This is a genomic window from Bdellovibrio sp. HM001 (genome assembly GCF_055397275.1).
Genome location: NZ_AP029174.1, coordinates 1,746,579 through 1,767,348, shown reverse-complemented (window position 1 = coordinate 1,767,348; position 20,770 = coordinate 1,746,579). Strand labels below are relative to the sequence as shown.

General features: G+C 49.4%; 25 protein-coding genes. 13 read left to right on the top strand and 12 right to left on the bottom strand.

Annotated features, from left to right (window positions below; all coding sequences use genetic code 11):
* Positions 1 to 91: 91 nt before the first annotated feature.
* The 5 genes from ACZ5ZZ_RS08480 to ACZ5ZZ_RS08460 all read right to left on the bottom strand — a co-directional run bounded on the left by ACZ5ZZ_RS08480 (position 92) and on the right by ACZ5ZZ_RS08460 (position 4,818).
* Positions 92 to 1,012, bottom strand: a complete 921-nt coding sequence (locus ACZ5ZZ_RS08480) for an HTTM domain-containing protein (protein ID WP_464135105.1) — start codon at positions 1,010 to 1,012, stop codon at positions 92 to 94.
* A complete protein-coding gene (locus ACZ5ZZ_RS08475; protein WP_464142276.1) occupies positions 1,009 to 1,587 on the bottom strand; it encodes a hypothetical protein in 579 nt (192 codons plus the stop codon). Before ACZ5ZZ_RS08475 ends, ACZ5ZZ_RS08480 begins: the two co-directional genes overlap by 4 nt.
* Positions 1,562 to 3,034, bottom strand: coding sequence for an SMC-Scp complex subunit ScpB (scpB, locus tag ACZ5ZZ_RS08470; protein WP_464142274.1), 1,473 nt, complete (start codon positions 3,032 to 3,034; stop codon positions 1,562 to 1,564). The genes ACZ5ZZ_RS08475 and scpB overlap by 26 nt, the downstream gene beginning before the upstream one ends.
* A gap of 9 nt (positions 3,035 to 3,043) precedes the next feature.
* Positions 3,044 to 4,048, bottom strand: coding sequence for a segregation and condensation protein A (locus ACZ5ZZ_RS08465; protein WP_464142272.1), 1,005 nt, complete (start codon positions 4,046 to 4,048; stop codon positions 3,044 to 3,046).
* 107 nt (positions 4,049 to 4,155) lie between these two features.
* Positions 4,156 to 4,818, bottom strand: coding sequence for a site-2 protease family protein (locus ACZ5ZZ_RS08460; RefSeq protein WP_464121184.1), 663 nt, complete (start codon positions 4,816 to 4,818; stop codon positions 4,156 to 4,158).
* A gap of 327 nt (positions 4,819 to 5,145) precedes the next feature.
* On the opposite strand from ACZ5ZZ_RS08460, the gene ACZ5ZZ_RS08455 reads away from it, so the two are divergent.
* A complete protein-coding gene (locus tag ACZ5ZZ_RS08455; RefSeq protein ID WP_464121182.1) occupies positions 5,146 to 6,312 on the top strand; it encodes an acyl-CoA dehydrogenase in 1,167 nt (388 codons plus the stop codon).
* 180 nt (positions 6,313 to 6,492) lie between these two features.
* The gene (locus tag ACZ5ZZ_RS08450) at positions 6,493 to 6,933 is read left to right on the top strand and encodes a hypothetical protein (protein ID WP_464142270.1); all 441 of its coding nucleotides are present in this window, start codon (positions 6,493 to 6,495) and stop codon (positions 6,931 to 6,933) included.
* A gap of 1 nt (position 6,934) precedes the next feature.
* Here ACZ5ZZ_RS08450 and ACZ5ZZ_RS08445 read toward each other — a convergent pair whose 3' ends face one another.
* Positions 6,935 to 7,891 (bottom strand): PDZ domain-containing protein, encoded by a 957-nt coding sequence (locus ACZ5ZZ_RS08445; RefSeq protein WP_464121178.1) that lies wholly within the window; start codon positions 7,889 to 7,891, stop codon positions 6,935 to 6,937.
* A 127-nt stretch (positions 7,892 to 8,018) separates the two neighbouring features.
* Between ACZ5ZZ_RS08445 and ACZ5ZZ_RS08440 the strand changes: the two genes are divergently transcribed.
* The 7 genes from ACZ5ZZ_RS08440 to ACZ5ZZ_RS08410 all read left to right on the top strand — a co-directional run bounded on the left by ACZ5ZZ_RS08440 (position 8,019) and on the right by ACZ5ZZ_RS08410 (position 14,227).
* A complete protein-coding gene (locus ACZ5ZZ_RS08440; protein ID WP_464142268.1) occupies positions 8,019 to 9,473 on the top strand; it encodes a peptide ABC transporter substrate-binding protein in 1,455 nt (484 codons plus the stop codon).
* A gap of 20 nt (positions 9,474 to 9,493) precedes the next feature.
* A complete protein-coding gene (locus tag ACZ5ZZ_RS08435) occupies positions 9,494 to 10,690 on the top strand; it encodes an EAL domain-containing protein (RefSeq protein ID WP_464135094.1) in 1,197 nt (398 codons plus the stop codon).
* Between the two features lie 182 nt (positions 10,691 to 10,872).
* The gene (locus ACZ5ZZ_RS08430) at positions 10,873 to 11,094 is read left to right on the top strand and encodes a hypothetical protein (protein ID WP_464121172.1); all 222 of its coding nucleotides are present in this window, start codon (positions 10,873 to 10,875) and stop codon (positions 11,092 to 11,094) included.
* Between the two features lie 110 nt (positions 11,095 to 11,204).
* Positions 11,205 to 12,092: an SDR family NAD(P)-dependent oxidoreductase gene (locus tag ACZ5ZZ_RS08425; RefSeq protein ID WP_464142266.1), complete on the top strand. Its 888-nt coding sequence runs from the start codon at positions 11,205 to 11,207 to the stop codon at positions 12,090 to 12,092.
* Complete coding sequence (locus ACZ5ZZ_RS08420; protein WP_464121168.1) at positions 12,089 to 12,478, top strand: 6-carboxytetrahydropterin synthase; 390 nt, start codon at positions 12,089 to 12,091, stop codon at positions 12,476 to 12,478. The genes ACZ5ZZ_RS08425 and ACZ5ZZ_RS08420 overlap by 4 nt, the downstream gene beginning before the upstream one ends.
* Complete coding sequence (locus ACZ5ZZ_RS08415) at positions 12,475 to 13,212, top strand: pseudouridine synthase (RefSeq protein ID WP_464121166.1); 738 nt, start codon at positions 12,475 to 12,477, stop codon at positions 13,210 to 13,212. The genes ACZ5ZZ_RS08420 and ACZ5ZZ_RS08415 overlap by 4 nt, the downstream gene beginning before the upstream one ends.
* A complete protein-coding gene (locus tag ACZ5ZZ_RS08410) occupies positions 13,196 to 14,227 on the top strand; it encodes a lipid A deacylase LpxR family protein (protein ID WP_464142264.1) in 1,032 nt (343 codons plus the stop codon). Before ACZ5ZZ_RS08415 ends, ACZ5ZZ_RS08410 begins: the two co-directional genes overlap by 17 nt.
* Positions 14,228 to 14,234: 7 nt before the next feature.
* On the opposite strand, the gene ACZ5ZZ_RS08405 is transcribed toward ACZ5ZZ_RS08410, so the two are convergent.
* Positions 14,235 to 15,020: a DUF455 family protein gene (locus ACZ5ZZ_RS08405; RefSeq protein WP_464142262.1), complete on the bottom strand. Its 786-nt coding sequence runs from the start codon at positions 15,018 to 15,020 to the stop codon at positions 14,235 to 14,237.
* A gap of 84 nt (positions 15,021 to 15,104) precedes the next feature.
* Between ACZ5ZZ_RS08405 and ACZ5ZZ_RS08400 the strand changes: the two genes are divergently transcribed.
* Entirely contained in the window at positions 15,105 to 15,803 is a 699-nt protein-coding gene (locus ACZ5ZZ_RS08400; protein ID WP_464135087.1) for a YebC/PmpR family DNA-binding transcriptional regulator, read from the top strand.
* A 164-nt stretch (positions 15,804 to 15,967) separates the two neighbouring features.
* On the top strand, positions 15,968 to 16,288 hold the full coding sequence (locus tag ACZ5ZZ_RS08395; protein ID WP_464142260.1) for a hypothetical protein: 321 nt from the start codon (positions 15,968 to 15,970) through the stop codon (positions 16,286 to 16,288).
* Positions 16,289 to 16,356: 68 nt separating this feature from the next.
* Here the strand turns inward: ACZ5ZZ_RS08395 and ACZ5ZZ_RS08390 are convergent, their stop codons facing one another.
* The 5 genes from ACZ5ZZ_RS08390 to ACZ5ZZ_RS08370 form a co-directional block, all read right to left on the bottom strand.
* Complete coding sequence (locus tag ACZ5ZZ_RS08390) at positions 16,357 to 17,226, bottom strand: trypsin-like serine peptidase (RefSeq protein ID WP_464135084.1); 870 nt, start codon at positions 17,224 to 17,226, stop codon at positions 16,357 to 16,359.
* Between the two features lie 72 nt (positions 17,227 to 17,298).
* Positions 17,299 to 17,733, bottom strand: coding sequence for a SufE family protein (locus tag ACZ5ZZ_RS08385; protein ID WP_464121156.1), 435 nt, complete (start codon positions 17,731 to 17,733; stop codon positions 17,299 to 17,301).
* 6 nt (positions 17,734 to 17,739) lie between these two features.
* On the bottom strand, positions 17,740 to 18,552 hold the full coding sequence (locus ACZ5ZZ_RS08380) for a hypothetical protein (protein WP_464142258.1): 813 nt from the start codon (positions 18,550 to 18,552) through the stop codon (positions 17,740 to 17,742).
* 10 nt (positions 18,553 to 18,562) lie between these two features.
* On the bottom strand, positions 18,563 to 19,366 hold the full coding sequence (locus tag ACZ5ZZ_RS08375; RefSeq protein WP_464142256.1) for a phosphatase domain-containing protein: 804 nt from the start codon (positions 19,364 to 19,366) through the stop codon (positions 18,563 to 18,565).
* A gap of 78 nt (positions 19,367 to 19,444) precedes the next feature.
* Positions 19,445 to 19,915, bottom strand: a complete 471-nt coding sequence (locus tag ACZ5ZZ_RS08370; protein ID WP_464135080.1) for a hypothetical protein — start codon at positions 19,913 to 19,915, stop codon at positions 19,445 to 19,447.
* A 253-nt stretch (positions 19,916 to 20,168) separates the two neighbouring features.
* Here ACZ5ZZ_RS08370 and ACZ5ZZ_RS08365 point away from each other — a divergent pair, with 253 nt between their 5' ends.
* The gene (locus ACZ5ZZ_RS08365; RefSeq protein WP_464135077.1) at positions 20,169 to 20,432 is read left to right on the top strand and encodes a hypothetical protein; all 264 of its coding nucleotides are present in this window, start codon (positions 20,169 to 20,171) and stop codon (positions 20,430 to 20,432) included.
* 101 nt (positions 20,433 to 20,533) lie between these two features.
* Positions 20,534 to 20,728 (top strand): hypothetical protein, encoded by a 195-nt coding sequence (locus tag ACZ5ZZ_RS08360; protein ID WP_464121151.1) that lies wholly within the window; start codon positions 20,534 to 20,536, stop codon positions 20,726 to 20,728.
* Positions 20,729 to 20,770: the final 42 nt, after the last annotated feature.

Below are 20,770 nucleotides of genomic sequence, written 5' to 3'. Positions count from 1 at the left end.
TCCTAAAATGAGACTAAAAGGTACCTGCTCACTTTTGCAGAAGCGACAAGTCATGCATTTTCCTTTTAGCATTTAATTCGAAAACACGATTCTAGGCGCCCGGCGTTCGGCTTTTAATGCGCAGCTTCTGCAAAAGTGAGCAGGTACCTTTTTCCAGTAGTTGTGGATCCAGGAACAGGAAGTAGGTTGAAACCATGACTGTGGCAAATGGCATCAGCCCCATAAAGATCCCAATGCCCGCATGGAAGGACAAACCCACCAACAGACACAAGTAACGGGTGCGGTGCCAGACCACCATCGCCGGGAAATAGATTTCAAACAGGATCGTCACATAGCCAATAACTGGAATGACCCATGGGAAATGCCTCAGGAAAGAAAAATCCATCGTCGTCATCTGCGGATTGGCCAGAACACTCCACAAAGCAGTCCCATCCCACCAACTGCCGCCTTTGAGTTTTTCCCATCCGGTGTAGGCATAGATCACGCTGATCTGAACCTGCATCATGCGGATCATCGCGGAACTTAGAACATCCGACTGTCGGAATTGGGTTTTTCGCAAAATCAGGTTCTTAAGGCTCAATCGTTCGCAGGACTGCGTGAAAGACATATAAAACAGGAACAAAGCCCCGATGATGTCCGCACCAAAGTTCACTGCGTAGTTTCTTTGCAGGAAGCCTGCATTGATGATCCAGGTGATCCACATCAACCAACGGCCACCGATGCCCAAGGTCAACAAAGCCAGGAAAACCACCAGCACCAAGTTCATGGCAAAGTTCATGGAGTCTGGCCAGAACATCCACATAAACAAAGGACGCCCCAACTCTGGCATCACTTCCAAAGCGCGAACGCGGGGAATCCAACTGGAGTCCGTGTAAAACTCCAGATTGTAGAACCGCGTGATATTCATATAAAGCAGGGTTCCGCACAGCATGACCCGCATATAGGCCAATCCCAGCAGATTTTGCGGGGCAAACCAGAACTGATCCCACTGAGCCCAGATTTTTTTGATCATAAGCTCTCCTCGTCCATCCCGCCCTGGCAGGACACGGACTCACGCACGGACTGCACTTCTTTGGAGAGATCCTTCACACTTTCTTCCTGAAAACGCACGGCCTGATCCAAGAACGGAATGGTCTCGATCACATGTTCCATATCAATAGAAGCTGCGCCCGGGTACTGACGGCACAGCCAAGGCCCCATCAAAAGGCGCAGTCTTTTCGCATCCAAAACCATATAGCGCATCAAAGCCCACTCACGCTTGTGGGTGATATTGGGAACATTGCGTTTGTCGTTTTGAATAGGGAAAAAACCCTCGACAGGTTCACGCTCTTCCTGAGAAGTCTCGCCTTCCAGGTTTTCAGATTCAGGGTAATAAACGGTGTATTTGAGATACATCGGGTGCGCGGGTTCCGGAGAAAAGAAGTTCCAGCCCGCGTTCAAACCGACGGTGTTGGCATAAGGGGTCACCACATTCGCGGTGACCCGCCCAAAGTAGGCTCCTACATTGGGCATGACCAACATCACAAAGATATTATAGACAATCCACAAGCTCAAAAGAGCTTTAAACAGAAGCTTCACCTTCTTCATCAATATCGTCCGCCTCGCCTAGGAAAGGCAACTCCTCGTCTTCGTCAGAAGATTCGTCGTCAGAGTCAGCGAACAATTGGTCGTCTGAAGCCTCATCCTGATCTTCATCATTATCAAATGCTACGATAGCCTCTTCCAGGTCGGAATCATCCTCACCGGTGGATTCCATACCTTCTTCAAGAGCCTCCATAGCTGTCTCTTCAGATCCTTCTGCAGAGATCTCTTCACCGCCTTCGCCTTCTTCCATGGAAGACTTAGGTTTCTTGGTGAATGCTGCCGCTTTCTTTTCAGCAGCCAACGCGACCAAAGTTGTACCCGCAGCCAAAGCCTCGTCGTACTTGGTCAGCCAGTTCTGATCACGCGTGGACACAGGTTCGCCGAATGCCAGGGCATCACGGATGTTCTGTGCGCGTTCCTGATCACGTTTTTCCGCCTGACGGCGTTTTTCTTCCTCGAAGAAGTTGCTGGTTGTCGCAATATCTTCAAGTTGTTCTTGAATCTTCATCAATTCTTCTTCCCCTTGAGAGTAAGAACCGACAAAGGTCTCTGACATAGAATCCGTGATCATCGCCAAAGTTGGTTTTTCTTCAGCCTGCTGTTCGTCGATACCTTCGGGCAGCAACTCGTCGATCTGAGACAAAGTTGGAAGCTCTTTCAAGCTTCTTAGGCCGAAGATTTCAAGGAACTTCTTAGTAGTTCCGTATTGCATAGGACGACCCGGCAATTCGGATTTACCTTCAAAGCAAACCAGATTTTTTTCCATCAAAGCGCGCAGCAAGTGTCCGGACTCAACGCCACGGATTTCATCAACTTCTGCTTTAACTGTTGGCTGCTTGTAAGCCACGATAGAAAGAACTTCCAAAGCCGGACCCGAAAGCTTGAATTGACGAGCTTTCAAAGTGCGCTTCAGGAATTCCATATTGTCGATTTTAGTGCGCAACTGATAGCCACCTGGAACTTCTTCCAAAGTCACACCACGACGGCCGCCGGCGTATTCCACCGCCAGTTGGTCCAGGGCGCGGCGGATTTTGTCTCCGCGGATGTTGGTACCCTTGAAAAGCAATTTTAAGGACGCCAGACTGACCGGGCGATCAGACGCAAACAGAACGCTTTCCACGATGCTTTCCAGGCGCTCTTCTTCAACGAACTCGACTTCTTCGATTTCAGCGGAATCAAAGCCGTCAAGCTCAGTGCCATCCACGGAAACTTCGTCATCAGAAGCCGCTTCCATTTCAGCGACTTCGTCTTCACTGACTTCAGGAAGGAAACCTTCAGTTTCTTCTTCCTCTTGCAGGAACAAAGAGGCTTCGGTATCCACGTCTCCGGCAGAAAGTTCATCAGAGGAGTCCTCAGCGTCGGACATTTCCTCGGCTTCAGCATCCACCATTTCAGAATCTTCGGAGTGATTTACTTCATCATTCAACAATTCGTCTTTTTCTTCAGACATGGTCCCCTCTTACACTTCCGTCACGTCATCTTTAAACAATTCATTTTCTGCAGCCAAGATTTCGTCGTCCGTGGCGATATCGTCAGCACCAGCGCCTTCAACCAGCTCTGTGCCTTCTGCAAGACCAGCACCCAATTCCATTTGGATCTGACTGTTTTCTTCCAACAGATCTTCTGCATCTGTCAGGATAAACTCTTCGTCAGCATCGATTTTCTTTGAATCTTCCATCATTTTGGCCGCCACCTGATCAGCACCCATGGAGTCGTATTCTTCCACACGGCTCAGGACGTCTGTTTCAATCGGCTTTTTCGTATCCACCCAGATGTCAGAATAGGCCTCGGACTGATAAAGACCGACAAAGCCCATTTTACCCAGCTCCAACAAAGACAGGAACGTGATCAAAGCCTGACGAGCGCGATCTTCTGTCGCCGTCACAAGCTCCATCAATGTGGTCTTCTGACCCACGATCAGACGGTCCTTAATTTCCAGAACACGGCTGGAGATGGACTGAGCTTTCGCCGCCACCTGGTGCACTTTCTTTTTCACGGAACGAAGCATTTTGCGGTAGCTGGCGATCAAAGAGAACAGGGCGTTGTCTTCCAGGACAATTTCTTCTTCCTTTTCATCCAGAGATTCACGCATACCGCGCAACCACACATCGCGACCCACCAACGGGCGCTCATAAAGAAGCTTCGCGGCCTCTTGATATTTTTGGTATTCAAGAAGCTTTTGCACCAGCTCTTTACGTGGGTCTTCGGTTTCAACGATTTCGCCGTTTTCATCATACTGAGGCAAAAGCATGCGGGACTTGATCTGAATCAGGGTCGCAGCCATCGCCACGAACTCGCCTGCCACTTCCAAATCCAGTTCTTTCATCAATTTGATGTAATCAAGGTATTGCTTGGTGATCTCATGGACTTTGATGTCCATGATGTCCATTTCCTCTTTACGGATAAGGTAAAGAAGCAGCCCTAGAGGTCCCTCGAATTTAGGCAACTGTACTGTAATACTCATGAAAGATGGTCCCCTCTACCAATTTCATTTTGAGAACGTTCTGCATTCGTTCCACAAGCCAAGCGGCGACAATTCAATCAAGCCGCTTGTGTTATTTCAACAACTTTTTAGATACCCACTCCGCCCATCGCAAGACCGATCAGGCGCTCAGAGCTCCAAATAACCGGGCCCACCAAAAAGCGCAGGACACCCGTTAAAACCAGCACCATCAGCACCATGCTGGTGATGTGCTCGTTTTGCTCCAGCTTATAATTCAAACTGGCTGGCAGGAAACGCGCCAGCACCTTGCCACCATCCAAAGGATGCACCGGCAAAAGGTTGAAGAAAGCCAGGAACATATTAGTCACAATAAACGTTTGCAAAATGGTCACCGCCCCTTTGGCATACATGCCGAAAGAGTAGTACTTCGCGACCAATGCGATGACAAAAGCCCCCACACACGCCAACAGGATGTTAGACAGCGGCCCCGCCAAAGCGATCCAGAACATATCCACCCGGGGGTTCTTCAAATTGCGCGAGTTCACCGGAACCGGCTTTGCCCACCCAAAGAAGATCGGCGAAGAGAAGATGATCGCCGCCAAAGGCAGGATGAAGGTTCCGATCATGTCCATATGCGCCAAAGGGTTCATCGTCAAACGACCCATTTGCTCTGCCGTGTTATCACCACGCAAACGCGCCACCCATCCGTGTGCAAACTCGTGGAAGCACAACGCAAAGAGGAAAGGAATAAAGTAAACGCCTATCTTGGCACCAATTTCCATCAAATCCATAGACCCTCACGCTAAAACACACCTAGACCCTTGTCTAGTGTAGCGAAACAGTTGCACATTTAAAGTGCAATCAGTCTAACACAGCTCGTTAAAAGTATCCCTCTTGTCCTCTCAAAATCTTGAATTCATCCCTTAAAACAGATACGGTCATTCCCGCTTTTCATACACGTTTTAACAAGAACTGAAGCCACCAGCTTTAGGCCTTACCTAAGCCCGATCCAAGTTCCGCAGCAGCAACTCCCGAAGGGAGGCGTCCGCGAGGACTGTCCGAAGGAGCGGGTTTAGGTAAGGCCTAAAGCTGGTGGCTTCCGATCGAAGGGAAATTCAATGTCTGATGTTCTAAATGCTCGCCCCGCTCTTACGACACTTTCTGAAGACGAAGTGGCTTTCCGTGATGCGGTAAGATCTTTCGCTGAATCTGAAATCAAACCTCACGTCACTCACATGGACGAAAAAGCGGCCATGAACCCAGAGATCCTGACGAAACTTTTCGAAATGGGTTTGATGGGTATCGAGACTCCTGAAAAATGGGGCGGCGCTGGTTCCACCTTCTTCATGGCCTGCCTGGCAGTTGAAGAAATCGGTCGCGTCGACGGTTCTGTTTCCGTTCTTGTGGACGTACAAAACACTCTGACCACCAATGCCTTCCTGAAATGGGGCACTGAGGCTCAGAAAGAAAAATACCTTAGCCAAATGGCGACCAAATCCGTGGGCGCTTATGCTTTGTCTGAATCCTCTTCCGGCTCTGACGCTTTCGCCTTGAAATTGAAAGCCGAAGACAAAGGTGACAAATGGGTCCTGAATGGCTCCAAATTGTGGATCACCAACGGTAACGAGGCCAATATCTTTATCGTGTTCGCGAACATGGCTCCAGAAAAGGGCTACAAAGGCATCACGGCGTTCATCGTTGAGCGCGGCTTCAAAGGCTTCACAGTAGGAAAAAAAGAAGACAAGTTAGGCATCCGCGCTTCTTCCACTTGCGAATTGCTATTTGAAAACTGCGAAGTTCCAAAAGAAAACGTTTTGGGCGAAGTCGGCAAAGGCTACAAGATCGCGATTGAAACACTGAACGAAGGCCGTATCGGTATCGGCGCACAAATGATCGGTATCGCTCAAGGTGCTTACGAAGCCGCTCTTGGGTACGTTAAAGGTCGCGAGCAGTTCGGCAAACCGATTGCTCACTTCCAGGGTGTTCAGTTCCAGTTGGCAGAAATGCGCACGGAGCTGGAAGCAGCTCGTTTGATGGTTTACAATGCCGCTCGCTTGAAAGACGCGGGTCAGGACTTCATCGAAGCTGCCGCAATGGCGAAGCTTTACTCTTCCCGCGCGGCAGAGAAAATCACTTCCAAAGCCATCGACTTGTTTGGCGGTAACGGTTTCACGAAAGAATATCCGGTTGAGAAATTCTGGCGTGACGCTAAGATCGGTCAGATCTATGAAGGAACAACCAACATGCAATTGCAAACGATCGCAAAAATGGAATTGGATAAATAGTTTTTATCTCTATCTGGTTCCGAAAAAAAGCTGGCGAGGCAAAACCTCCCAGCTTTTTTATTTTCTGTTGCAAGCCTGCAACCTTAAAAACATCTCTGATTGTCTTACCAAATTCAAATTTGCAAAAGCTTAAACCACCAGCCTAGAATCGCACAAAAATTATGTTCCAGGAGATGGTTTATGAAGTTTCTGATTGTCGCTCCCGCCTTGTTAATGATCGCCCTTTCATCGCAAGCCGCCAGCGTTTCCGGTCACGCCAACAACCGGCCGATTTCACTCAGTCTGCAAGAGGATCAGACCATCACCAAACTTTCCGGTCACGCAGACGGACAACCGCTGTCGTTGGAAATTCTTAAATCCGAAAACGGAAGTGTGATTTCGGGATACGCCTATGGGCAGCGGGTGTCTCTGAGCCTCTCTGTCACCCCTGAAGGGCAGACAATCAAGGGATTCGCCCGAGGCACCCCGGTCAAACTGGTCATCACCAAAGAAGGTGACATCATTCGGGTCGTCGGGCATGCCAACAACAGCCCCGTCTCACTGACCGTTGAAGGCTCTGCCTCTTTGGCAACAGCGCAAATCAACACTTTGTTGCGCCTGCCACTGCCATGGGTTCCCTAGGTTATTGACAAACCATTTGCGCCTGAATCTGGGTCACAATTTCGCTTTTTCCGCGCAAAAGTTTTAAAGGCACTTTCTTTAAGTCTTTGTAGGCTGCTTTATTAAATTCAGGTTTTTTTGAAAACTCACCGTAAGAGTGCGAGTCCACTTCCAGCACGAAGTCCCCAACTCGCATTCCCGCCCTCTGCGCCGGCGATTTCTTATCAACAGTGGTGACCTGGTACTTCAACTGCCCATTTATCGAAACCGGTTCGACGGCAAAGCCCAGCCTGGGAAGGCACCCGGGGGGACCGGCTTGTTTATGCTCCTGCACGCGGCTCTTGAGGGTCTCCAGACCTGTGATCCATGCCTTGGTGGACTCTTCAATAGCCTTGCGAAGAGCCTCTGATCCGACCAATCCACGCTGGCGCATCCAATAAATATCCTGTGGCCGCTCACCATAATTCTGCGCATAAACTGTCAGGTAGTAATCGCCAACTTTTTCATTCTGCTCTGAGCGTAGTGAATAAAACTTTCCATCCATGAGAACCTGCACACTTCTTTGCGAGGAGGTCGGGATTTGCTCCGCGGGAGCATCCCCTTTTTCTGTTTCTGGCGGGAGTGGGCCGACGTTTTCAAACGGAAATGCAGTCGCAAAACTGACCTCGGAATAGCTCATGCGAATGAAAACATGGGCGTCAACTTTGCCGGGAACCAGTTTAAATCCCAACGCCTGCAACTGGCTTTCGGTCTCTTTTTTAAGTTCTAACAGAAGATTCTTTTGCGTCAGTTCTTGGGACTTGTTTTCCAGCTCCACAAAGACATTCCAACCCGAAACACCTCTGCCCTCCGCCCAGCGGCCCCCACTGGGAATGGAACCTTCCATACGGGGAGCTTCCTGATTTTCAGGCTTTACCGAGGCAGAACGACAGGACGTCAATGACAATAACAACGTCAGCACTAGAATAAGCTTTAACATAACCCCTCTTAAGAACTTTATTCTGAGCGGAGGGACTTTTCTGCGGCAAGAAGTTTGCAACAAAAAGCCCTTTATCAGGACGTTTTCCCGCTTCAATTCACAGCCCCGCTACGCTAAGATCAAAAACATGAAAATCATCCTTGCACTCCTTCTGGCATTCCCTTCGATGACCTTTGCCTCTGACAAAGTCTTCCGCCTGCACCTGGCGACAGAGCCCGGCAGCCTGGACCCGAACAAACAAAAAACTTCAGCGTCCAGCTACTTATTGGGAAATCTTTATCGCAATGTTTTCACTTTTGATGACAAGGCCGGACTGGTTCCAGACCTTGGCAGTTCATGCTCCCGCGACAAAAAACAGGTTCTGACCTGCAAACTGAAGAAGGATCTGCGATGGAGCGACAACTCGCCTTTGACCGCCGAGGACTTCCTGCGCACTTACAAAAAGATTCTGGATTCAAAAACGGCGGCTCCCCGTGCGGATTTACTTTTTAAAATTAAAAATGCCCGAGACATTTACCTCGGCAAAGCCAAAATGACTTCTTTGGGGATCACGACCCCTGACGCCCTCACTTTGCGCTTTGAATTCCAGGAAGCCGATCCGGATTTTGAGTACAATCTGGCAAGCTTCCTTCTGGCACCGACCAAGAGCGATCTTTCCGCTTACTCCGGCCCCTACAAACTGGCTGAATGGAAAAAAGGACAAAAGATCATTCTTCTCCCCAACAACAGCTATCACGGAGGTCATGCTTCACGCCCTCAGGTAGAGTTTCTGTTCATTGAGGAAGACACCGTGGCCCTGCAGCTTTATGAAAAGAATGAACTGCAGTTCCTGCGCCGCTTGCCGACTCTGTTTATCCCTAGCCATAAGAAGCGCCCGGATTTTCACTGGATTCCGGTCACACGCCTGGATTATGTAGGGTTTGGGCCTGAGCTGAAAGATCGAGAGGAATTGCGCAAAGCCTTTATTTATTCTTTAAACTACGTGGAACTGCAGAAGATTTTTTCGTCTGAAGGGCGTCCTGGTTGTGTGGGAGTTCCGGATTCCTGGTTCCCGGAAAAAGCCCCCTGTTATGATTTTGACCTGAAGAAAGTGACAAAGGGTCTTTCCAGCAGCACTTATACGTTCATGTTTTCCAGCCTTGGCGGCGAAGATCACAAGCGGGCAACGGAATGGATGCAGAATCAGTGGATAAAGAATGCGGGGCTTAAAACCCATCTTGAAGCCAAAGAGAACAAAGTTTATCTGCAGATCCTGCAGAAATCTCCACCAGCTTTGTTCCGCAAAGGAGTCTCTCCAGACCGCCCGACCTGCCTGGCCGCACTGGAAACCTTTGCCCCGGAAAGCCCCGAAAATTACTTCCGCCTCAAGGACCCTGAATACGATCGCATTTTGTCCTCACTTGCACAGGCACGAAAAAGTGCTGAGCAGAAAAAATGGTGCCAGGCCGGAATGGACTTCCTGATACAGCGGCACCTTTGGATCCCTTTGGGTGGAATTCATTTCTCGATGCTGGCAAAGCCAGAATTTACCGGCTGGAAAATCAATCAAATGAATCAGCTGGACTTGTCGAACCTGCACTAAAGACCCTATGATAAACATCTATGAATGAAGCAACTCAGTCCGTCGATATCCACAAAGACCAGATTATATTCAGCGAAGGTGATGAGGGTGACTGTGCCTATATTATCGAAAAAGGTCGGGTTCTTATTTATCTGACCAAGGACAAAGAGGAAATCCCTCTGACGATCCTGGGTGAAGGCGAGATCTTTGGTGAAATGGCTTTGATCGACAACCAGAATCGCTCTGCTTCCGTGAGGGCGCTGGAGGACGTGCGCCTGGCGATCGTCACCAAACAGCAGGTTTTAGAGCGCGTTTCCACAGCTGACAAAGTCGTTCAATTGTTGATGCGAGTCCTGCTAAAACGTCTGCGCCGCAAAAACATGGGCGGTCCAGCACGACTGTCCGAAGTGGAAATCGACAATTCCGGAGCTGGCACCGATGGCACCCAAAGTGCGTTGGATCAGATCAAACTTGAAAATCAGATTTTCCAGGCCTTTCAGAACAAGGAATTCGAACTTTTCTACCAGCCCATCGTAAACCTGAAAACAAAAACCATCACAGGCTGTGAAGCTCTTTTGCGCTGGAATTCCCCGCAGCATGGTTTAGTGTCCCCGAATTTGTTCATTGATATCATCGAAAATTCGTCCATGGTGATCCCGATTGGTCATTGGATCATCAATCAGGCCCTGAAGGATCTGCGCACCATTCAGGATCAGTTGCGCTTAAATAAAAAAGAAAAGATGTCTGACGATTTCATGATGAGTATTAATATCTCCGGTCGCCAGTTCACACATTCTGACTTTGTGAACAATCTGGAAGATTTACGTGAAAAGCATGATCTGCAAACTCAGAATATCAAACTTGAGATGACTGAAAGAATCATGATGGATGGAGCCATTGCCCTGGACGCCCTGAACCAGTGCCGCAGCCTGGGATATGCCATTTCCATTGATGACTTCGGGACCGGATTCTCGGGTCTGCAATACCTGACTCAGATGCCGATCAGCTTCCTGAAAATCGACCGCTCGTTTGTGATGAAAATCTTAAGCGATCCAAAATCCAAAGCCGTGGTAAGTTCCATTATTCACTTGGCACACGCCATGGATATCGAGGTTATCGCTGAAGGTATCGAGCACCATGAAGAAGCCCTGGTTCTGGAAACTTTGGGGGCTCGCTATGGTCAGGGGTATTTGTTCTCTAAACCTGTGGATCTGGGCCGCTTCCTGAAACTGATCTAATTCCTCTGACTTTACCAATCCAATTCCATAGATAGCCAAGCCTTGCTTGGCTATCTTTTTATTGTCTCAAACTGAGATCTTCCAGATCTGAGAATATTTCCTAAAGTCCATTAGACCTTCGCCGATAAGTCTTATGTCTTAAGACAATTAACCAGCTTAAGATTACATCTGGAGGTCACTCGATGGCTGACAAAAATTTTTCAAAACAGATTCCAAACAATGTTGTTTCTCTTGAATCCGCTCGCTGCTGCGGTGAAGGCTGCAAAAAGAAATCCGAAAAAGCAGGTTTCTGCGCTGAGCACTTTGACTGGTTTAAAGCCGGTCTGATCACCAAAGAGGGCGCCAAGGCGCCGGACTTCGACAAGAAGTACTATCACTACACGGCGGCCAAAAAAGTGGCTTAAAGCCGTTCCTATTTCGAATTCTTCCGTGAAGCCGGGTTTCCCACCCGGCTTTTTTTATTCGACGACAGGCAACAAAACAGCCTCAGCGCTTAAAAGAAGATTTAAGGGATTTGAATAAGAAAGGCGCCGAAGATCATCAGGCCGACAAAGAAGAACTTTATTCCAATAGAAAACGCTTCGCGCAAGGACATAACTTCTCATCGGCCCTCTCCTTTGCTACCATAAGTCCAGTTCAAAAAACGGGAGTCAGCACATTGAAAAAAGCCGCCCTTATCACCGGAGCCAGCAGTGGCATCGGAGCCGCCACCGCCATCGAATTTTCCAAAAACGGATACTTTGTCTATCTGATGGGACGCAATAAGGAACGCCTTCAGGACGTGGCCTTGAAATGCCGTAGCGGGGCTTCGATTGTGTCCTGCGATCTTGCCGACGAGGCCGCTTTGAACAAACGCCTGGGCGAGGTTCTGGGGGCAAAAATCCACCGCGTTGAATGCATCGTGAACAGCGCGGGAGTTTATGAGGCTCACTCCACTGAAGAAGGCAGTGATGAAATCTGGCAACGACAGTTTGAAGTGAACATGCTGGGACCTTTGCGCATTGTGCGCGCCTTCTTCCCCTACTTCAAAGAACAAGGTGGTGGCAGCATCGTGAATATTTCCTCAACGCTGGGCCTGCGCCCGCAAGGACCGACCTCCTCTTACTCGGCCGTGAAAGCGGCTTTGATCAACTGGACACAAAGTCTGGCGGCGGAGGGGGGACCGCACAAGATCCGCGCCAACTGCGTCTGCCCCGGGATCGTGGACACACCCATTCACAGCTTCCACGGCCTGCCGGTAGAAAAGAAAAACGAAGTCGTGGAAAAGATGAAATCCCTGCAGCCACTGGGCCGCATTGGCCAACCCGAAGATGTCGCCAAAGCCGCCTACTTCCTGGGATCTGATCAGTCCGCCTGGACCACCGGAGCGGTCCTTGCTGTGGATGGCGGAATCAATCTGTGATTTTAACTTTAAAAAGCCCCTTCAGCTCGGCGCACTTTTATTATCAGCCCCAATGGGATGACAAAACCAATCGTGCGGAATTTGGTCGCTGCTTCACACAATATGGGCATGGACACAATTACACTCTGGAAGTGGGCTTTAAAGTGGCAGAAACCCAGTGGGAACAGGAAAAAAGCCATTTACAGGATATTTTATCCCAACTCACCGGCCAACTGGATCATGAGCACTTGAACTTTGTGATCCCAGAGTTTAAAAACACCATCCCAACCACCGAAAATATTGCTTTGTATTTTCTGAATAAACTTAAAGAGCAGGTCAAAGTCGAAAGCCTTTCTTACCTTCGCCTTTATGAAATGGATACGATCTGGACGGAGATCCGCTTATGAGTGACGACAATAAAGTGCGCCTTTCCAAACTGATGGCTGAACGCGGGATTTGCTCTCGTCGAGAGGCGGATGACTATATCTCTCGCGGTCTGGTGCGTGTGAATGGCGAAATCATCAGCCAGTTGGGAACCAAGGTGGATCCTGATGTCAGTATCACTTTGGAAGCTCAGGCTTTAAAACAACAAAAGCGACTGGCGACGATTCTTTTAAACAAACCTGTCGGCTATGTCTCAGCCCAGCCCGAGCCGCCTTATCAACCGGCCATCAAGCTGATCACGCCGCAAAATCAGTTTGGCAATTCGAAGATGCGCTTAAAAGAAGAACACTTCAAGGGCCTGGCCGTGGCCGGGCGTCTGGATATTGATTCACAAGGGCTGCTGCTTTTCACGCAGGATGGTCGCATCGCCAAACGCATTATTGGTGAAGAGTCCAAACTGGAAAAAGAATACATCGTGCGTGTGGAAGGAAAGCTTCCACCGGATAAACTAAAACTTTTAAATTACGGCCTTTCCCTGGATGGGAAAAAACTAAAACCCGCCAAGGTGGAATGGCTGAACGAAGATCAGCTGCGCTTTGTTCTGCAAGAGGGTAAAAAGCGCCAGATTCGCCGCATGTGTGAACTGGTGGGCCTGAAAGTCACGGGTCTGAAGCGGGTGCGCATCGGCAACATCCGTTTGGGAAAACTTCCCGAAGGTCAGTGGCGCTTCCTGGAGGACGATGAAAGCCTGGATTAAATTCTTAGGGCTGCTTCTGCCGCTGTCTTTAGCCCCCTCTGCCCAACTTCAAGCCAATCAAGGAGAGGCCTTTACCGTCTCTATCGAAAACGATACGCGCCGCCTGGGAGGACCGAACTCGGACAATGGCTACACCAATGGCTTTCGTTTCTCCTACCTTTATGCGGAAGACACCGTGCCTTCCTGGGTGCCTTTTTTAACCAACTGGACACCAGAGCTTCAGGAGGAGTTTAAAAACTCCACCACCAACTTTGGTATTTCGCTTAATCAGAAAATCTACACACCAGAAGACATCAAGGAAACAAAACTGATCACAGATGACCGTCCCTATGCGGGTTGGCTTTATGTCGGCTTGACTGCGAACTATAAAACTGAAATCCGCAGTCACACCCTGGAACTGGATCTAGGGGTTGTTGGTCCGGACTCTCTGGGTGAAGAATTTCAGAACAACTTTCACGACCTTATTGACGTGGACCGCGCCTATGGCTGGAAGAACCAATTAAATACCGAACCCACGGTGCAACTTTCGTACTTTCAAAAAAACCGCTTTGTCGATTATCTGGATAAAGATGCCGGGCGCATGTTTGATATCATCCCGTACATGGGGGCGTCCCTGGGAAATGTACTGATCGCCGGCCACGTGGGTGTGATTGGCCGCCTGGGCATCAACCTGCCAAATGACTTCGGCCCCACCCGTCCTTCCGCTTCTGACGGCGACATGATCAAAGATCCCCGCGAAAGCAAGGCCCAGCTCCCCTGGAGAGTTTACGGCTTTGCTGCGGCCCGAGGCAATATCGTTGGCAGGGATATCTTTCTGGATGGAAACACATTTGGTGGCAGCCACAGTGTCACCCGCAAAACGCTGACCGCCACAACGGAGTTCGGCTATGGCGTGCAGTATTACAACCTGAGTTTTATCTGGCGCTTTGTCACCACATCGCCCGAGTTTGAAGAACGCGAAAACTTCCACAGCTTCGCGTCCCTCACTCTTTCCTATTATCAAGATTTAGACTGACAAGCTCTTAGGCTTTGCGAGCCAGGAAATCCAGACGCAGATCCTCGAAGTATTTGATTTCATCTTCAGAAAACCCCGCCTTGGTGCGCAGAATACGATTGATCGGCTCGACCCGCTTCGGCAAGCGCACACGCAGCGAGGCCATGCGCTCTTTGAAGTCCACCGCCGCGTCGATCTTGTTTTCCCGGCAGATTTCGCGATACCAGACGGAACCGAAATTCACATGCCCGATTTCCTCAAAGTTGATCTGCTTCACAATCTTTTGGATGGTATCTTTGCCGGCAGTTCCTTCCAGGCGGCGGATCAAAGTATCCCCCGCGTCCAGTCCGCTGCCTTCCAGATAACGATGCACAATCAGAATTCGATCCAACAAAGTGTCTTCAGAACTGACCGCGCGCCACAAAGCAGAATGCACAGGCCAATCCCCCCACTTGAACCCCAGAGCCTCAATCCCCTCCAGACACATGCGTAAATGCTGGGCTTCGCTGACCGTGACGGCGACAAGCTCCTCTTTAAAGCCTTGGGGCGCCTCCGGAAACTCCACCAGGGTACGAACCCCCAGTTCCATAGCCTGAAGTTCAATGCTGGCCAGATCGTGCAGCATACGGGCCTGTCCCTCGGGGGTCGCAAAACCCTTTTTGGGAGGGTGCTCTTTGGGGTGCAGCAACAAGACGTCGCGGGCCGGGTCCTCGGGAATATCCGTCCACGGCTGCTTCAATTTAAAAGCCGCCTCACATGCTTGTTCGATCGTGTCTATTTTTTCCCAGACATCGGGGATGGAAAAACTGAACATAGCCCCTTTTACATCCCGCTCCCATTCTTGCCAAATATATACTGATTTGCTGCAATATATCTCCCAAGGCGAAGAAGGAGACATATGGGTAAATCATGGAAAAACGCCGGTAAAGTTGAGAAAGCTCAACAAAAAGGCCAAATATTCACCAAACTTGCGCGCGAGATCGCTGTTGCTGCAAAGGCTGGTGGCCCTGATCCCAACGGAAATGCACGCCTTCGCATGGCTATTGATGCCGCTAAAAAAGTTTCCTGCCCGAACGACACGATCGAGCGCGCTATTAAAAAAGGTGCCGGTCTTCTGGATGATGGCAAGGTGATTGAAGAGCTGACCTATGAAGGCTATGGCCCTCATGGCGTGGGCGTGATCGTGGAATGTCAAACCGACAACAAACACAGAACCGCTCCGGACATGCGTCATGCTTTCAAATCTCACGAAGGCAACATGGGTGAAACGGGTTCCGTGGCATGGATGTTTGACCGTGTCGGCCTGATTGAAGGCACCAAAGAAGGAACTTTCGATCCGGACGAAGAAGCGATTGAAGCAGGTGCCAACGAGGTCTATGAAGACGAGGGCACCTACGAATTCTACACTTCGGCAGATGATCTGGATGCTGTTCGTGAAGCGTTGACCAAACGTGGTTGGAAAATCACCAAAGGTGAACTGTCCTACAAAGCCAAGAACATCACCGAGCTGACAGACGAACAAAGAAAAGACGTTGAGGAGTTCTTGAACTACCTTGATGACATGGACGACACTCACCGCGTTCACGCGACAATCTAAAAAATATTTTAATTTAATACGCCTTAAGAAAGAGGAGACCCATGGTCTCCTCTTTTGTTTTAAGCCCAGTGCCAGGACACATCGTCTGGGACTTCTGCATTTGTGCTATAATAAACAATAGCTCCCGTTTCAAAAAGAGGCCCTTCAACACAAAGGAGGCCATTATGAAACACAAAGCTTTATGGCTTCTGGCCGCTTTGCTAATAATCCCGCATCTCACTGAGGGTGCGCCTTTTCAGGCCGAAACCAAAGACACGACCGGCAGCAGCTCTATCACCTTAGAAGAGCTTCAGCGAAAACCCGCCACTTCGCAGAAAGATTCTCCTTTACTCCCCTGCGCCGGTGAAGCTGCAAGGGATAAACTGTCAGACATGGCCAGACTGCAAAGCACCGACAAAAGTTGTCCGAACGAAGGCGCAATCAAACGTCATCCTTTGGCTCCTTCCAATGTCCCGGATCCCGGAAGACCTTTGCGCTTCCAGTAGGTGCCCAGAAAAACAAAAACCCACAGTTGGAGCTGTGGGTTTTTGCTTATTTCAGATTCTTTTTAAAATTACTGCTGCAAAGCCTTTACGATGTACGAGATGTTCGTCACATCCTCGCCACGGCAGCCCTCATCAGAACAACGGTTGCTGACCGTGCATTTATTTTCGCGGTCAAAGACAAAGTCCTGCGCCCCACGAACCAGGATTCCGACAACCTCATTGGTTCTGGCATTAAAAACGGCAGAACCTGAGTTGCCACCATAGGTGTCCAGATTGGCCTGGAAGTAAGCCCCATTCTGAGAACGCACTTTGGCGCCATCAGCAATCTTGGTTGGCAATCCGGACGGATGCCCCACAACGTAGATATCATCACCGGCTTCAACAGGTGTTGTTTGTAAACTCAAAACACGGTGACCACGCACCGGACGATCCAAACGAACCAAAGCATAATCCTGCTCACGAGTGTATTCGCGCGCAACGATCTCTTTGCAGGAATAAACATCTTCCTCAGCCACAGACAAAGGGGCTCTTCTTTCATCAATCATGCGATAACCGAACACGAAAGCATATTTCGCACAATCCGAGCTGCTGATGCAGTGACCGGCCGTCGCGATCAGATCTTCCCCCACAAGGGAACCCGAACAGTTGGCCGCCGCCGGCTGATCAAAGAAGGGCTCTGAAGAACACAGATTCATCTGTTTTCCGTAAATTTTTGCGTGAATTTTAATTTTGCCTTCAGCGCCTGGGACCAAAGAACTTTTAGGAATCAAAGCCACCGTCGAATCCGCGATTTCACGGATGTCAGAACGTTGAACCTGGTAAACATCGACTCGATTATCTTCACCGTAAATGACTTTGGGAGTGATATTGACAAATCCGACTGAAAACGTTGCTGCAACAGCGACAGAAAGCGCCGCGACGAATGAATTCCTTTTCACGATTTCCCCTCTGAACGACCCTCATGGTCATCCACCTCTTTTAGTCTGTGTAAAAATACAGGGAAAAACAAACTATTTTTTTGTTTTTAACAAATAATCGAAGGCCGTCGCATAGAGTTTGATTTGCTTTAGCATCGAATGAAGACCGTTGGCGCGACTCGGGGATAGGTTTCCTTCAAACCCCAAAGCTTTTAAAAATTCCGGCGGCGTCGCTAAAACTTCTGCCGGCGTCACTCCGGAATAAACACTCAGAACCAGTCCGACCAAACCCTTCACGATCAAAGCGTCACTGTCCCCTTGCAGAACCATCTGCCCCTGATCGTTCAAGCTGGCAGACAGCCAGACCTGAGACTGGCACCCCTTCACCATGTTCTGCTCGATCTTCAAAGACTCGGGCATTTCCGGCAGGCTTTTTCCCAACTCGATGATTTTCTTATAACGATCCTCCCACTGAGAAAGAGCGGAGAAATCGGCAATCACTTTGTTTTGTTTTTCTTGAATGGTCATCTTTATTTATTCACTTTTCAGTTTCGGCAAAATGGTGAAAAGCTCTTCTTCCAAAGACTGCCCTTGTTCACCGATCAATTCGTGGAAAGCCTTTTTATCCAAGTTCGCCACGATCTCAAAGCTCTTTTTATAAAAGCCCTCTTGATCATCATAATACCCGTTCCAAAGCTCGCGCGCGGTTTTTTCCGGCAAAACCCAGGACTTTTTTTCGGCGACTGTGCCATCAAAACGGTTGTGATAATCAAGTAAAGTCATAACTTGTCGCGGAGAGAAGTCCAGCATCGCCAGAGCCTCTTCCAGCAGGGCCAGCTCGACATACCAGAGATAATTGCTGAACTTTTCCCAGAATTTCAAACCCATCTTACCATAAGAGCTTTTGCAGAAGAAGGTCGTGCAGACCACCCCGCGATTGCGCCAGACGTTGCAGTTTTGTGTTTGTTTATTGTAGTACGGGCACAGCCAGTCTTCGCGCTGACCGAAGTCACCCTCTTCACGATTGTTGAACTCAACCTGGTACTTGACCGGCGCCACCATCCCGATGGGCAGGGCGTATTCGCGACGGGCCATCTTATCCCGCAGAATGCGATGAGCCTCGGTGGCCGATTCATCTAAAAAGGTCGCTCCGACCAGATAGTTGGCCAAGAAAGGATGAAAGGTGCAGCACTTCAGATCCTCGCGATAGTGGATCTTGGCCTTGTTGCGCGGGCGAGCCATGGCACAAGTGTCACAGGTGGCCTTTTTTTCTTCCGGAGAAAACTGCAGAATCTCTCGCGGAAGTATGTTTTCGTAAATGCGGGGAAGCTGATACTTTAACAACATGATCTAAGCCTTAGGGGCGAATCTTACAGCGTTCAATCACACGCTTTTTAAGATCCTTCAAGGGAGCAAAGCGAACCACGTCCGCATCCCATCTCCAGACAAAGTCACGGCAGTTCACAAAGTAAGGGAATGCCACCACGCCTTCGGCTGTGTAGTTTTTCTGAATCATAATTTCCGGCATCAAAGCGTCCATCAGAAGATCCACAGACGATGTCTTCAGAATACCGGCCTTTTCCAGCTCGACAGCCACCTCAATCGGTGTCACAAAGCCGACCTGACCAGACTGCAGGCGCGTGTCCAGAATCATAAAGCTTGTGTTGGAATAAACCACCCGGATGAACTGGTGAAAGCGGATTCCTTTGTTGGCGTACTCCTGGGAAATCTGCTGATAGACTTCAGCATCCTGCTCGCCGTTGTCGCCCAGGAAAATGACGGTATCAGGGCGAACCCGGTTCATGATGTCCCGTAAAGAATAAAGCTTATGAACGTCGGAATCGTAATTGGTGCGATTGATGTACTGACCTTCAGGGAATCCACCATTAACCAGGAATTTGCGGTGGGTGCGACCCATCAGCCAGTTCGGCGCACGGGATAGATACACGATATCCAGATCGGGCTGATCCTGATCGATCAGCTGATAAAGCTCACTCATGCCCAGGAAGCGGCTCTGGGAATCAAAGGCAAAACGTGCGGCCTCAGACAGATCCTTCACGTGCGCAAGTTTGATAGTGTCGTCGATATCACTGACTAAAAGAGTTTTGGCCTCAGCCGAAATGCCAAGAAGAAGCAGGACAAAAGCGATCCATGTTTTCATTGTTTCAACCTCCCTCAAAGCAGGAGGTTTTATAACATATTAGGCCCTTGGCATAGGGCCTTTTCAGGAAACCCTGTATTAAACACCCTGAGCGTCGAATTTCATGACAAATCGCTCGGGCGTAGCTTCGATCTGGAAGACGCCATCGCCATCTTTGTAGGACAGGCGGCCATTTTGCGTGTGGAACTGGTCAAACAGGGCGCGGGCCTGATCACCGCGGGCATCAAAGTACGCCTTCCCAGGAGCAATGCGAGCCAGGGCGGATTGATGGATGTAGATCGAGCACTGATAATTGTTTTCACCTTTGCGGGCACAGATGAAGTTCAAAACCTTCTGTGGAGCTTCCAGCACCTTTCCCCGGCCAATCATGGAGTCTTGCTCAGGACGATTCATGGTTTCAAAAAGAATCTGCGGCGAGCTGTCATTGGAGCCATCGTACATGACCGAGGCGATATTCACGATGAACTGCATCCCGACAAACTGGCCCCGGGTTCCTGCAAAGGAGGTGGAAACCGAAAGCATCATCAAAGCAAAAAGAAGAATTCTCACAGACACGTCCTTGTTGTTGTTTTTTGAGTTCTTCTCAAAGCTTAAGCAGTGTCTAAAAGTTTATCAACCGCATTCCCCTTCATGTCACCTGTCGAGTTCCTGCATACCCCTTTGAGACGCCCCATCTTGAGACTTATTTCACGTGTATTTTCAATATCTTACAACACCAAAAACCACCCTCGCCCCGGCACCCCCTGGCCTGCGGATTGCTCTATGTAAAAGTAACGAAACAAACCTGATTACAGGGGGACTTATGAAGACAATCATCACTATCGCAATCCTGGCTTTCTCTTGCTCTTCCTTTGCTTGGAGCAGCCGTGATGCCGCTTCTAAAGAGTACACCTTCAAATACAAGATGGCGGGCCAAAGCCTGGAGCTTAAAAAATCCGCAGGCAGCTACGAGGAAGCCTATGAACAGGCCGCCCAACAGTGTTTCAGCTTCTACAAAGGCGCTGGCAAAGTTTCCGAAGACCGCGGCTTGGATATCATCGACGTCTGCGCGAACCCACGTTCTTAGTTACGACCAAAGACGCAGCGCTTCTGCAAAAGGCAGCTGGCGTCTTGCCGTGGCCCCGGAGGTCGCTTATATTAAACAAGCAATCTAAGGAGCGGTTTATAATGGGAATTCTTAAATCCATCGGTCAATTTCTAGTTGGTAAAGATCCAGACATCTTTGATGAAAAGGGTCAGGTCTCTCACAAACTTCCAAAGAAAACTTGGGAAATGTGGCACAACCGCACGAAGACTCACCCTGAATACAATTGGCGTAACCACACCGGCATTACCGGTGCGGCAAAAAAGAAGAGCAACTAAACCTCTTTGCCATAAAAACAAAAAAACCCAGCCTGCGAAGCT